We start from the raw sequence: 14,318 nt of genomic DNA, 5'->3' as shown, positions 1-14,318 counted from the left end.
TGCGCTAATCTCAAATAGCGCATTTTAAATTCAATTATTTTATTCTAAAGATATTATAAAAATAATCGGCTCAATTAAGTGTAAAAAATATTTTTGTTCATCCTTATGCATAGCAAAAGCTAGATAGATATAAGCGTTTTATATTAATTTACATATAAATCATTTAAGCGTATTTTTTCTACTTAATAGAACTGGTTTATTTTTATGCTTCGTAAATAGTTTTGTTACAAATAAGAAGAACAATGGTACATAAAATATAGCTAAAAACGTTGCAGTTAACATACCACCAATTACACCAGTACCTACTGCATTTTGACTTGCAGAACCTGCTCCAGTATTTAATGCCAATGGTAAAACACCTAGAATAAAGGCAAATGAAGTCATTAAAATTGGACGCAATCGTAAACGACAAGCTTCAAGTGTTGCATCAATTAACGATTTACCTTCTTTTTCAATCGCATCTTTGGCAAATTCTACAATCAAGATAGCATTTTTGGCAGATAGCCCCATTGTTGTCAATAACCCCACGATAAAGTAAATATCGTTATCAAGACCTCTAAACATCGTTGCAAACACAGTACCTAAGATTCCAAGAGGAATAACAAATAAGATCGAAATTGGCACAGTCCAACTTTCGTATAAGGCTGCTAATGACAAGAACACCACAATAATTGAAACAATGTAAAGTGTCGTTGTTTGTGAGCCTGTTTGGCGTTCTTGATAAGAAATACCTGTCCAATCAAAGGTAAATCCTTTTGGCAAATTTTTTGATAATTCTTCCATCACTGCCATTGCTTGTCCAGAACTTAGACCTGGAGCAGCCGAACCGCTTATCTCCATTGCAGCCACACCATCATAACGAACTAGTGATGGCGAACCATAGGTTTTAGTCGTGGTAGCAAAAGCATCATATGGAACCATTTCACCATTTTTATTTTTCACATGCCAATAACTAAAATCATCAGGCAACATACGATATGGTGCATCAGATTGCAGGTATACTTTTTTAACTCGGTTATTATAAACAAAATCATCAATATAAGCAGAGCCTAAAGCTGTCGACAATACAGTATTTACTGAATTTACCGAAACGCCCAATGCTTGTGCTGCTTCAAAATCAACATTAATTTTGTACTGTGGAACATCTAGCATACTTCCAGGTCTAACTTGTTGTAGTTTTGGATGATGAGAAGCTTGCCCCAACATTTGAAAAAATGCACCTACCAACGCATCATGACCATAACTAGCCGTATCTTTCAGAACATAAGAAAAGCCATTAGCCATACCTAATGCAGGAACAGCTGGCAAGTTGGTAACAATTACCCGCCCTTCAGTTATAGTGGAAGCAAATCCCCAACCACTAGCAACTAAAGCATCAATTTTTTGATCAGCGCGTTTACGTTCACCCCAATTTTTTAAGCGAACAAAGCCAAGTCCCATGTTTTGTCCACGCCCCACCATACTAAATCCAGCAACAGTAAATATTTCTTCAACAGAATCAGCTTTTTGCTCGGTATAAAATTTTGCAGTTTTATTTAATACCGACATGGTTTGTTCTAATGTCGAGCCTGGCGGTAACTCAACCATAACCAAAAGCACTCCCTGATCTTCATTAGGTAAAAAGCCAGTGGGTAAACGGTTAAAACCAAAAATTAAACCAATAAGAATTAAGGCATAACAAACAAATGTAATCAATGGATAACGAATAACCTTAATTACGCCTTTTTCATAAGAACGTAAGCCCTTTTCATAAAAATTGTTAAACCATTCGAAGAATTTTTTGGAACCGACAGAACACCAACTAAATGGCGGTATAGATTCTAATTTTTCACCTAGTGAAGACTTTCTTACTTTACTTTTAGATGGTGCTTTTAAAATCTGAACGCAAAGTGCAGGTGTTAACACAATTGCCATTAAGACGGATAATGCCATTGCAGTTACAATGGTAATTGAGAACTGACGATAAATTCCACCTGCGGCACCACCATAAAAAGCCATCGGCACAAACACGGCCGATAATACAACAGCAATACCAACCAATGCCGATGTAATTTGTTCCATCGATTTAACTGTTGCGTCATAAGGCGATAAACCTTCCTCATGCATAATACGCTCAACGTTTTCAATAACAACTATCGCATCATCAACCAATAAGCCGATAGCCAGTACCATCGCGAACATTGATAACGTGTTAATAGTAAATCCACAAATATACAAAATTGCAAATGTACCTAACAATACAACTGGTACGGTGATGGTAGGAATCAGTGTCGAGCGTAGGTTTTGTAAAAACACATACATTACAATAACAACCAAAATGATAGCTTCAACTAATGTGTGAATTACATTATTAATAGAAAGCTTAACAAATGGTGTGGTATCGTATGGGAAAGAATATTTAATATCTTCAGGAAAGATTTTAGATAACTCCACTAGTTTTTTATCAACCTTATCTGACGTATCTAATTGATTAGCACCTGTTGCTAAATATACCCCTAAACCAGCTGAAGCATTACCGTTATAAAGCGAAATAAAGTTATAATCAGATGCACCAATTTCAACAGTGGCTACATCTTTTAATAAAATATTAGAGCCATCGGTATTAACTCGAACAAGAATATGTTGGAATTGTTCCGGTGTTTTTAAACGCGATTGTGCAGTAATTGTAGCATTAAGTTCTTGTCCGTCTGTTGATGGCAAAGCACCTAATTGCCCTGCTGTTACCTGAGCGTTTTGTGCTTGAATAGCAGCTATGATTTCTTCAATGGATAAATTAAAATAGGTCAATTTATTGGGATCAAGCCAAATACGCATTGCATATTCAGAACCAAATAATTGTGTATCACCAACACCTTGTACTCGTCGAATTTGATCTTGTACTGTTGAATAAACAAAGTCAGCAATATCCGCTTGAGTTTTTTGTGGATTGGTTGAATAAAAACCAACGACCTTTAAAAAACTAGTGTTGTTTTTAGCAACAGAAACACCATTTTTCTGCACACTTTCTGGTAGTCGTGATTTAATGCTTTCAACTTTATTTAACACTTGCACCTGAGCAAAATCGGGATTAGTTCCAGGCGCAAAGGTTAACGTTGTTTGAACAACACCTTGTGCACTACTGGTTGATTTCATATAAATGAGATTATCTAATCCTGTTAAATTCTGCTCAATTAACTGAGTAACCGTATTTTCGATAGTCTGTGCATCGGCACCTGGATAAACTGCACTAACAGTAACTGCTGGTGGAGCAATATCAGGATACTGTTCAACAGCTAACAGCTTTATACATAACGCGCCTCCCAACATCATCATGATAGCAATTACCCATGCAAAAACAGGTCTATCAATAAAAAACTTAGCCATAATTAAATCTACCCCTGTTTTATTTCACACTGTTTTTGATGATATTATTTAATTGCTCTTGCGAAAGTTTACCAGGATGTCCGACTTTCTCTACTTTCATAGGTGGTGTATCTGCTTTGGCGTTCTCGACAGAAGTTAAATTAAGTAATCCTGTAATAATAACCTCTTCACCAACGTTAATTCCTTTTGTAACAACCCAATAACCACCTATGCCAGTGTATACTTGGATATCTTGTCGATATTCCACTGTATTATCAGGCCTTAAGATTTTTGCGGTATATTGCCCTAACTTATTACTGGTAATTCCTTGTTGTGGAACAAGTATAGCATTTTTGATATAACCTAATGTCATTTGTGGCTTAACAAACATACCTGGTAAAATTTTGCCTTCAGCGTTTGTGAACTGTGAGCGCAACGTTACAGTACCCGTTGTTTCATTAACCGTCATATCAGAAAATTTCACACTGCCTGGATAAGCGTATTTAGAACCATCATTAAAGTATAATTCAACATTGTTACCTTTAACTGGTTCATAAATTACGTTTTCATCTTGAAGATATTTATTGTAGCGAGTAGCCGCTTCGGTCATATCAACATAAATTGGGTCTAGTTGTTGAACTAGGGCTAGTGGTGTTGATTGGCCAGCCGCAACTAATGCTCCCTCAGTAACACTTGACTTACCTATATATCCATCAATTGGCGAATATACTTTTGTATAGTCTAAATTCACTTTAGCGGTATGCTCCGCCGCTTGTGCAACTAATACAGCCGCTTCAGCCTGTTTAGCATCCGCCGCTGCTTTATCATAATCTTGTTGACTGATTGATTTAGTATTTAACAGCCCAGCATAACGTTTAAGAGTAAGTTGTGCAATGTTTGCATTGGCTTTAGCACTAGCTACACTTGCAACAGCACTGTCATAATTAGCTTGGTAAATAGCGGGATCAATTTGATAAAGTGACTGCCCAGATTTAACATTTGAGCTTTCATCAAATTCTCGTTTTAATATAATACCGCTAACTTGAGGTCTAATTTCAGCAATTTGAGACGCAACAACACGGCCAGGTAAACTAATCTTTAATGTGTAGTTTAATGGTTCAACTTTAAATACTGTTACCTTCGGTAATTGATTCTTACCGTTTTGTGATTTACCATTATCACAACTTGTTAATAAAAGTAGGCTGGCGCACGCCACGGGCAAGGCTAATAATAGCTTGTTAAATCTCATAAAAAATGACCTCAGTGAACTTAATCGTTATCTTTTTAAAAATAATAGTTTTTATTCAAACGTGACCAGAGATTTTACAAAAAATATGCATAGATTGTAAGTAACTTTACATGTTAATAGCACGGAGTTCTAAAAATTTGCTAACTAAATTATGATATTAAAAAAATATATTGATAATTATGAATATTGCCAGAAATCAAGTAATATATATTAATTAATTTTTAGTGCTATAACGTATCTTAAAGAAGATGTTATACTAAAGATCAAAGTGCGGTTGCTTTAATGAAGATTAATCTAAATTTTTAAAGAAGTTAAAATTTACATTGCTGTACTCCGTAATCATTTTTTTCAAAATATGATTGAATAATTTAGGTCTATATTTAATTTAATACAGAGATGGTTATTATGGATAATTTACGTATTGTTCTAATTGTTGTTGCATCCTTGGTCATTATTGCATTGCTCATCCATGGGTTTTGGATCAATAAAAAAGAACGTTCTTCACTTTTTAGTTCAGATAAAGAAGAAAAATTTGGACAAAACACTCAACAATCTCAAGACTTCGCTATAAATAGTCTAGAAGAAGATGATGTAATTTTACTCAAGCCCAACACAATAAAAAATAATGAAAGTCTTGAAAAAAATAGCGTAATTAATGATGATGCGATAGAAGAACAAGAAAATGTACCTCAACAAGTAGATCTATTTGTTGATAATGATAGCCAACAAGAAGTTAATACTGATACGGAAAAAGAACCTGTTATCAACATTAATCGTGATCTTTTTGAAGATGAAAAATTAGAAGAAAAACAACTTGATTTAACCCAAACAACGAAAGAAAACCAAGTAAATACAGATAGCGAAACCCAGCCTAATGACAAATCTAAAAAGCCAAATATTGACGACAAGCAATCTACAACTGAAATTATCGTGTTAAACATCACAGGCCTTAACGGAAAACTCCTACAAGGAGACGTATTACTTGCTAGTATTATGCAATCAGGTTTTCAATTTGGTGACATGCGGATTTTCCACCGTCATGTGGATCCTGCTGGTAATGGTCCAACATTATTTAGTTTAGCCAATATGGTCACACCAGGCTATTTAGATCCAGAAACAATGCATGAATTTACTACACCTGGCGTATCTATTTTTATGATTGCACCAACTGAAGGTAACAACCAACAAAATTTCAAATTAATGTTACAAACAGCACAACGCATAGCGGATGATGTTGACGGTGTCGTATTAGATGATGAACATCACATGCTGACACCACAAAAAATCAACAGTTACAAAGATCGCATTAAAAAAGCCTGTAACGAGATTTAACCGCGATATTTTCAATAAAGTTTTAACAAAATGCCACCAACTTAGGTTGGTGGTTATAAATAGATATTGCTGTAAAATATTTACTTAAATGATTTAATTTATCTATGCATTATTTACAGTTAGATTAATGCAATTGTAATGATATTCCCAAAACCTACGTTGTAATTAAGAGCCTATTATCATGTCACTATCGAATAAAAACGAAAATTCAGCAAATTTATCTGAATCGATTAAAGATATAACAGAACAATTGACCTCACTACGAAACCTAATTAGGCACCATGAGTACTGTTATTATGTACTTGATACACCAGAAATTCCCGATGTTGAATATGATAAACTAATAAAACAGCTGCAAACATTAGAACAACAGCATCCAACGCTTATTACGCCCGACTCACCAACCCAACGAGTTGGTGGTTCACCATTAGCACAATTTGCATCTATCAAACACGAAATGCCCATGCTATCACTCGATAATGTGTTTGATGATGCTAGTTTTATAGCATTTAATAAAAGAGTTAAAGATCGGCTTCATTTAAGCGACGCTGAATATGTTGAATATTGTTGTGAGCTCAAACTTGATGGACTTGCCGTTAGCCTACTTTATGAAAATGGCCACTTTATACAAGCTGCAACTCGAGGTGATGGCACAACAGGAGAAGACATAACAGCAAATGTAAGAACCATCAAAACAATTCCACTAGTTCTAAGGGGCAACAACATTCCTGCTCGATTAGAAGTCCGTGGTGAAGTATTTATGACACATAAAGGCTTTGAAAAACTCAACACAGAAGCCGAAAAGCGAAACGAGAAAGTATTTGCCAATCCGCGTAATGCTGCTGCTGGATCATTAAGACAGTTGGATCCTAAAATTACCGCAAAAAGACCTTTAACATTCTTTTGTTACGGTGTGGGTATTGTCGAAGGCACTACGTTACCTAATACTCACTATGACCGCTTAATGCAATTTAAAGCTTGGGGATTACCGGTTAGTGATAAAGTTCAAAAACGTCAAGGCGCACAGGCTGCTTTAGATTATTTTAAACAAATTGGCGAGCAACGTATGTCGTTAGACTTTGATATTGATGGTGTGGTTATCAAAGTTAATAGCATTGAACAACAAAAAGAACTTGGCTTTGTTGCTCGTGCACCAAGATGGGCAACTGCATTTAAATTCCCTGCTCAAGAGGAAATCACACAATTAAACAAGGTAGACTTTCAAGTTGGACGAACAGGCGCAATTACACCAGTTGCAAGACTTGAACCAGTTTCAGTTGCTGGTGTTATTGTTAGCAATGCGACATTACATAATAGTGATGAAATCACACGATTAGGCATTAGGGAAGGCGACTATGTAACAGTACGCCGAGCAGGTGATGTTATTCCTAAAATTGTCGCTGTCATATTGGACAGAAGACCTGCGGACACAAAAGAAATCATATTCCCAACTCACTGTCCTATTTGTGGATCACAAATAGTGCGAGACGAAGGCCAAGCTGTATCGCGCTGTGCCGGCGGACTAATTTGCCCAGCACAACGTAAAGAAGCCTTAAAACATTTTGTTTCAAGGCGGGCTATGAATATTGATGGTATGGGGGATAAAATCATTGAACAATTGGTGGATAAAGATTATGTCAAAACCCCAGTAGATCTTTATAAACTTAATCTACCAACACTATGTAGTTTGGACAAAATTGGCGAAAAATCTGCCAATAATTTATTAAATGCATTAGAGGCCTCAAAAAATACCACATTAAGCCGTTTTATATTTGCGCTTGGAATTCCAAATGTAGGAGAAGTTACTGCCGAAAATTTGGTTAATCAACTAGGCAGTTTATCGGCAATCGAAAACGCTTCACTTGAACAATTACAAATGGTAAACGATATAGGCGTCGTTATTGCCGAAAGCATTATAGACTTTTTCCAAGAACCACATAATCGCAACGTAATAGATCAACTAACTAGCGATAAAATTGGCATTCACTGGCAAGATGTTAACCCGCAAATACAAGCAACCGATACAAACTCACCCTTTTCAGGTAAAACTATCGTATTAACCGGTACTTTATCTATTTTAACCCGTGATGAAGCCAAAAATAGATTAAAGCGGTTAGGCGCAAAAGTAACAGGCAGTGTATCAAAAAATACCAATCTCGTGATTGCTGGAGAAGCCGCTGGTTCTAAACTTACTAAAGCCCAAGAACTGGGAATAAAAGTTATTGACGAGCAAGAAATGGTAAATTTACTTGCCGAGTAAATATAAAATCCATTGGTACTTATTAGCAGATTGATTAAAATAACAAGCAAAAAACAAGGAGGACATTATGCCTTTATTAGATAGTTTTAAAGTCGATCATACCAAAATGAAAGCTCCTTTTGTGCGAATTGCCAAAACCATGGCAACCCCAAAAGGTGATGATATTACGGTGTTTGATCTACGCTTTACCATTCCCAACAAAGACAATCTGCCAGAAAAAGGGATTCATACATTAGAGCATTTATTTGCAGGCTTTATGCGCGATCATCTCAACAGTGATAAAGTTGAAATAATCGATATTTCACCAATGGGGTGCCGTACTGGTTTTTACATGAGCGTAATTGGTCAACCCGATGAAGAATTAGTCGTTGATGCATGGCTCAAATCAATGCATGATGTATTAGACGTTAAATCGCAAAATCAAATTCCAGAATTAAATGAATATCAATGTGGTACTTATAAAATGCACTCATTAGATGAAGCCAAAGCCATTGCCGAACAAATTATAAAATCCGGTATTGGAGTCTGTCATAATGATGAAATCGCATTGACAGATGAACAACTTGCCCAAATTAATCACCACTAGGAGGTATTTATGCCAAATGTCGTGATCGACTTTTTAGAAGGTCGCACTATAGAGCAAAAGAGAGAAATGGCAAAACGCGTGACTAATGCCATTGTCGAAACCCTCAATTGCAAACCAGAAGCCGTACAAATCATCATGCACGAAATATCTAAAGATCAGATTGCTAACGGTGGCGTGTTGCGCAGTGATAAAGATTGATTTTAACGTGGTCAAATAATGGGGAAAATAACAATATCAATAAGTGAAAATTCCTTTTTGTATATTAAGCTCCATAAAAAATCTCAAAATAGAAAATATATTTTGAGATTTTTTATTCCAACATGTTTACTATCTTAGATAAAATCCATCACAAATAAACAACTCACTATTTAACCAAGCGATTAATGTTTACAATTAGCGTGATGCAGATGAAGCAAATGCCCCATTTTATTCACTTTGGTTTCTAAATAGTGTTCATTATTCGGATTTTCGCCAACTTCCAATGGCTCTCGTTGCGTAATTTTAATACCAGACTGCTCAAGCACTCTTATTTTTTCTGGGTTATTGGTTAACAAACGAATTTGTGATACCCCTAATAAAGTCAGTATGTCTGCACATAAAGTAAAATCTCGTTCATCCGCCGCAAAACCTAATTGCTCATTAGCTTCAACCGTATCTAAACCTTGATCTTGCAATGCATAAGCTCTAATTTTATTCAATAAACCAATATTGCGCCCTTCTTGACGATGATAAATTAAAATCCCTTTACCTTCTTTTGCAATTTGTTTTAAGGCAGCTTCTAACTGAAAGCCACAATCACAGCGTAAACTAAAAAGCGCATCACCGGTTAAGCATTCAGAATGAATTCTTGTAAGCACTGGTGTATCACCAGATATATCGCCAAATACCAATGCTACATGATCCTTTTTTGTTGCAATTTCTTCAAATCCAACAATAGTGAAACATCCCCATGGCGTTGGCAGTTTCGCTTGTGCAACACGTTTTAATTGCATTATTGTCTCCGTTTTAAATAAAACATAGCTAAGATTTTATAAAAATAAATCTATCTTTTATGCTAAAATATTAAGCAATTTGTACTTAATTGAGTTTATAAATGGGGTTAGTAATAAAAAAAACAATAGCCATATTGGCTATTTTCTTAGTTGTTCCTTTAGTTATTATAGCCATAAATTGGCATTGGCAACCAGCGTCATTAAATGATACATCTAAATATTTATTCGTAATAACTGAAACAGCAAGTTTTCCTTGGGCAATAATTACATCGACAATTTTATTCTTAGTATTTTGTCTATTATTATCCAGTAAAATGAAAAAAAAAATTATATTATTATGGTTGCTTCTTGTTAGTGCAATATTAAGTGGGCAGGCAATTAAAAGTTTTTTAAAATCGCAGACAGCCGAATCAAGACCTTATGTACTTTGGATAGCAAAAGAATTTAAGATTAGTAACCAACAATTTTATTCGAAATCGGAATCAGAAAGAAAAGAACTTATTCAGCAGTTATTTAAAAATTCATCCACAATTCCAAGTTGGTTATCTAACCACTGGAAAAATGAAACTGGATTTGCTTTTCCTTCTGGACATACTTTATTTGCTGTAACTTGGGCATTTTTAGCTTTAACATTACTTAAATTGCAGCAGCATTATGTGATAGTATCAATTACCATTATTTGGTCGATATTAATTGAAATTAGCCGGATATTATTAGGCATGCACAGTCCAATTGATCTAATAACAAGCATATTAATCGCTTGGATAATTTCATTAATCAGCTATTTTTATGCTAAAAAATGGCATATAGTAGACAAATAATTTTTAAATATTATTTTTAAAAAACTGCCATTTATTACAGGCGGATTTTATTTTTGAATGTCATTGATAACTGTTTAACTAATCAAAGCAATTTGTATAAACAGTCTAGTATAATAACCAAAACGTTTAATTAAAAATAAAAAGAAAGGTCAACATTATGAAATTTGTTATATCAATTTTATTGATAATTATCATCTTTGCTATCTCAATAGCAATAGGTTCAGCTAATGATCAAATCGTAACTTTTAATTATTTGGTGGCTAAAACTGACCTCCGCTTATCGGTGTTATTAGCCATTTTATTTGGTTCGGGTTTTATTGTCGGTTGGATACTAACAGGCATCTTCTTTTTAAAAGCTAAATTTCAACACTCATCAACAAAACGTAAACTGAGCAAATTACAAAAAAAATATGATGAAGATATGGCTAATCATCAACAAATACACTTAACTAAAAGCAATTAAGAATAGGTTACTATGTTTGAACTGTTATTTCTGTTACTTCCTATCGCCGCCGGATACGGTTGGTATATGGGAGACAGAAATGCAAAACAAAAATATCTAAATCAATCTAATCGGCTATCGCGTGAATATGTAGATGGTTTAAATTTTCTATTGTCTAACCAAAAAGACAAAGCCGTCGATCTTTTCTTAGACTTGTTAAAAGAAGACGATGGTACACTTGAAGCACATTTAACATTAGGCAATCTATTTCGCTCTCGGGGTGAACTTGACAGAGCGATACACATCCACCAAGCATTGTTAGAAAGCTCATCTTTAACATTTGAACAACGATTATTAGCTATTCAACAACTAGGGCGGGATTATATGGTTGCAGGCCTTTACGATCGTGCCGAAGAGATGTTTTTGCAACTCATTGATGAAGAAGACTTTCAACAATACGCACTACAGCAACTTATCATCATATACCAATCAACCAGTGAATGGATAAATGCCATCAATATGGCAACTAAATTGGTCAAACTTGGCAATGAAAAATACAAAACCGATATCGCACAATTTTATTGTGAATTAGCGTCACAAGCTATTGCTAATGATGACCTTGATAAAGCAAATGGTCTATTACAAAAATCAGCAATGGCAGATGCTAAATGTGCTCGCACTTCGCTCATGTTGGGTCGAGTTCTTATGGTACAAGATAAAACAGAACAAGCCATCCAATCTTTTCAACAAATATTGCAACAAGACAAAGCCTTTATTGGCGAAGCACTACCTTTATTAAAAGAGTGCTATTTAATACTAAATAACCAACATGAATTTCAGCAATTTTTACAATTATGTGTCGATCAAGATACCGGTAATGTGGCCGAATTGATGCTTGCTGATCTTATTGAAAAACAAAAAGGCTTAGATGCTGCACAATACTTTATGTATCGTGAATTACTTAAACATCCTAACTTAAAGGGATTTTATCGATTAATGAACTATCATGTTGCTGATGCAGAACAAGGTAAAGCCAAAGAAAGCCTTTTACTTTTAAGAAACATGGTTGGCGAACAAATAAAAACTGTGCCCAATTATCGATGCCAAAAATGTGGATTCACGGTTAACTCAATCTACTGGTTATGCCCTGCTTGCCGTTCGTGGTCTACAATAAAACCTGTTCGTGATTTTGAACAACATTCAGATAAATAAAAAAGAGATTTTTATGTTTTTAATTGACTCTCACTGCCATTTAGATAGTTTAGATCTTAGTGCTAAATCTATCAAAGATGTTTTACAAGAAGCTTCCAACAACGACGTTAAACATTGCCTAAGCGTGGCAACAACGCTGTCGGGCTATGAAACCATGAAACAAAAGCTTACACCTTATCAAAAACAATGCTCTTTTTCGTGTGGAATTCACCCACTTAACCTTGATGACGAAATATACGATGCCGAGCGCTTTCAAAACTTAGCCCAAGAAGATAACGTCATAGCACTAGGTGAAACTGGTCTTGACTATTATTACCAACAAGATAATTTGGAGCAACAACAAGAGAATTTTAAAGAACATATTCGATTAGGTCGAAAATTAAGTAAACCCGTCATTGTCCATACACGTAATGCCAAAGAAGATACCTTAAAAATCTTAAAAGATGAGCATGTTCATTCGGGCGTGTTGCACTGTTTTACAGAAGATATCGAAACAGCAAAACAACTATTAGATATCGGTTTTTATATCTCATTTTCAGGAATAATCACCTTTAAAAATGCCGAAGCTCTACGAGAAGTTGCCAAATATGTACCGCTTGATCGTATCTTGGTCGAAACCGACTCACCTTATCTTGCTCCCGTTCCATACCGAGGAAAAGAAAACCAACCCGCTTATGTTCGCGAAGTGGCACAATATTTATCCGCTTTAAAAGGTGTCTGTTTAGAAGAGATAGCACAAAAGACTACATCTAACTTTTGTCAATTATTCAATCTTCAAGGGAAATTAAATGAATTATAAGTTAGCTATTGATTGGGATGATTTTTTAACAAACTATTGGCAAAAAAAACCGGTAATCCTACGCAAAGCATTTGCAGATTTTATTGATCCCATTACACCAGACGAACTAGCGGGTTTAGCGATGGAAGAAGAAATCGATAGCCGGATTGTTTCTAATAAAGATGGTGTTTGGGATGCTAGATTTGGGCCATTTACTCAATATGATAATTTAGGCGAAGATCATTGGAGTTTGTTAATACAAGCTGTTGATCACTGGCACGAACAAGCTGCCACACTACTTGAGCCTTTTAAATGCATGCCACAATGGCAATTTGATGATCTAATGATTTCTTACGCAACACAAGGTGCTGGCGTTGGGCCGCATATCGATAATTATGATGTGTTTATCATTCAAGGCATGGGCAGCAGACGTTGGCAAGTTGGCGATCGTAACCAACATTATAAACAATTTAATGCACACAAAGCATTATTGCATGTTGAAGAATATCAACCCATCATTGACGAAGAAATCACTGCTGGCGACATCTTATACATTCCACTAGGTTGCCCACATAATGGCACATCCATTGGTGAATCACTCAGTTATTCTGTTGGTTTTATGACACGAACCTCACAAGAGCTATTAAGTAGCTTTGCAGATTATATCATTGATAATCTGCCAAATGGTATTTATTATCAAGATCCAAATTTAAAACGACCTAAAGATCCATACCAAGTTCAGCCTTATGAACTAACAAAACTACAAGATCAAATCATCGATTTAATCAAAAAACCAGAGTTATTTAACGATTGGTTCGGTAAACACATTACACTACCAATGCACGATTTAAATATTCTGCCAGTTGAACCACCATACGATTATAACGAATTTGAATCACTGCTAAAAAATGGAGCAGAACTACACCGAGTACCAAGTATTCGAATCCTTAAGGTGGGCGATTGTGGCTACATCCATGGCGAACAAATTAATCTACCTATGCCCGTCATTGATCTTCTTTGTAAAACTGAAACACTCTATTACGAGCAGTTACAAGATAAAAACACACTGCAATTTATGCACGATTTTGTGAACAAAGGCTATTGGTACTTTGCCGAAGAGTAACATAACATATCTGCCGATAATAAAATCGGCAGATAAAACGACTATTTAGAGCTTTAAGCTTGGCTTTTTTTAACTTTTAAGGATATACTTGCCCCGCTTTAATTTACCCGCCGTTTAATCGCAAATTAAACATCATAAAATGGAAATTTTAAGTAACTATCTAATTTTAAAAACTAGAGGT

The 14,318-nt window shown here is 35.2% G+C and carries 12 protein-coding genes; 9 read left to right on the top strand and 3 right to left on the bottom strand.

The window, feature by feature from the left end:
* Positions 1-159: 159 nt before the first annotated feature.
* Positions 160-3,363 carry an efflux RND transporter permease subunit gene (locus GYY69_RS00700; protein ID WP_174795953.1) on the bottom strand — a complete coding sequence of 1,068 codons (3,204 nt, stop codon included), beginning with the start codon at positions 3,361-3,363 and terminating at the stop codon, positions 160-162.
* Between the two features lie 19 nt (positions 3,364-3,382).
* Positions 3,383-4,591, bottom strand: coding sequence for an efflux RND transporter periplasmic adaptor subunit (locus GYY69_RS00695; RefSeq protein ID WP_174795952.1), 1,209 nt, complete (start codon positions 4,589-4,591; stop codon positions 3,383-3,385).
* Between the two features lie 402 nt (positions 4,592-4,993).
* Here GYY69_RS00695 and zipA point away from each other — a divergent pair, with 402 nt between their 5' ends.
* The 4 genes from zipA to GYY69_RS00675 all read left to right on the top strand — a co-directional run bounded on the left by zipA (position 4,994) and on the right by GYY69_RS00675 (position 8,967).
* Positions 4,994-5,923 carry a cell division protein ZipA gene (zipA, locus tag GYY69_RS00690; RefSeq protein ID WP_446718870.1) on the top strand — a complete coding sequence of 310 codons (930 nt, stop codon included), beginning with the start codon at positions 4,994-4,996 and terminating at the stop codon, positions 5,921-5,923.
* 229 nt (positions 5,924-6,152) lie between these two features.
* A complete protein-coding gene (ligA, locus tag GYY69_RS00685; protein WP_180214688.1) occupies positions 6,153-8,183 on the top strand; it encodes an NAD-dependent DNA ligase LigA in 2,031 nt (676 codons plus the stop codon).
* Positions 8,184-8,250: 67 nt separating this feature from the next.
* Complete coding sequence (gene luxS / locus GYY69_RS00680) at positions 8,251-8,769, top strand: S-ribosylhomocysteine lyase (protein ID WP_174795949.1); 519 nt, start codon at positions 8,251-8,253, stop codon at positions 8,767-8,769.
* A gap of 9 nt (positions 8,770-8,778) precedes the next feature.
* A complete protein-coding gene (locus GYY69_RS00675; protein ID WP_065568141.1) occupies positions 8,779-8,967 on the top strand; it encodes a 2-hydroxymuconate tautomerase in 189 nt (62 codons plus the stop codon).
* A gap of 182 nt (positions 8,968-9,149) precedes the next feature.
* On the opposite strand, the gene ribA is transcribed toward GYY69_RS00675, so the two are convergent.
* Positions 9,150-9,761 (bottom strand): GTP cyclohydrolase II, encoded by a 612-nt coding sequence (gene ribA / locus GYY69_RS00670; protein ID WP_174795948.1) that lies wholly within the window; start codon positions 9,759-9,761, stop codon positions 9,150-9,152.
* 101 nt (positions 9,762-9,862) lie between these two features.
* Between ribA and GYY69_RS00665 the strand changes: the two genes are divergently transcribed.
* From GYY69_RS00665 to GYY69_RS00645, 5 genes are all read left to right on the top strand, one after another.
* Positions 9,863-10,582: a phosphatase PAP2 family protein gene (locus GYY69_RS00665; protein ID WP_174795947.1), complete on the top strand. Its 720-nt coding sequence runs from the start codon at positions 9,863-9,865 to the stop codon at positions 10,580-10,582.
* Positions 10,583-10,739: 157 nt separating this feature from the next.
* Positions 10,740-11,045 carry a LapA family protein gene (locus GYY69_RS00660; protein ID WP_194240574.1) on the top strand — a complete coding sequence of 102 codons (306 nt, stop codon included), beginning with the start codon at positions 10,740-10,742 and terminating at the stop codon, positions 11,043-11,045.
* A gap of 12 nt (positions 11,046-11,057) precedes the next feature.
* Positions 11,058-12,236 carry a lipopolysaccharide assembly protein LapB gene (lapB, locus tag GYY69_RS00655; RefSeq protein WP_174795946.1) on the top strand — a complete coding sequence of 393 codons (1,179 nt, stop codon included), beginning with the start codon at positions 11,058-11,060 and terminating at the stop codon, positions 12,234-12,236.
* A gap of 13 nt (positions 12,237-12,249) precedes the next feature.
* Positions 12,250-13,035, top strand: a complete 786-nt coding sequence (locus tag GYY69_RS00650) for a YchF/TatD family DNA exonuclease (protein WP_174795945.1) — start codon at positions 12,250-12,252, stop codon at positions 13,033-13,035.
* Positions 13,025-14,137, top strand: a complete 1,113-nt coding sequence (locus tag GYY69_RS00645; protein WP_174795944.1) for a ribosomal protein uL16 3-hydroxylase — start codon at positions 13,025-13,027, stop codon at positions 14,135-14,137. Before GYY69_RS00650 ends, GYY69_RS00645 begins: the two co-directional genes overlap by 11 nt.
* Positions 14,138-14,318 lie beyond the last annotated feature (181 nt).

This window comes from Gilliamella sp. ESL0250 (assembly GCF_013345045.1).
In the GTDB taxonomy this organism is placed as follows: Bacteria; Pseudomonadota; Gammaproteobacteria; order Enterobacterales; family Orbaceae; genus Gilliamella; species Gilliamella apicola_H.
Note: the sequence above shows the minus strand (reverse complement) of the source record. Positions and strands in the feature narration are given on the sequence as shown.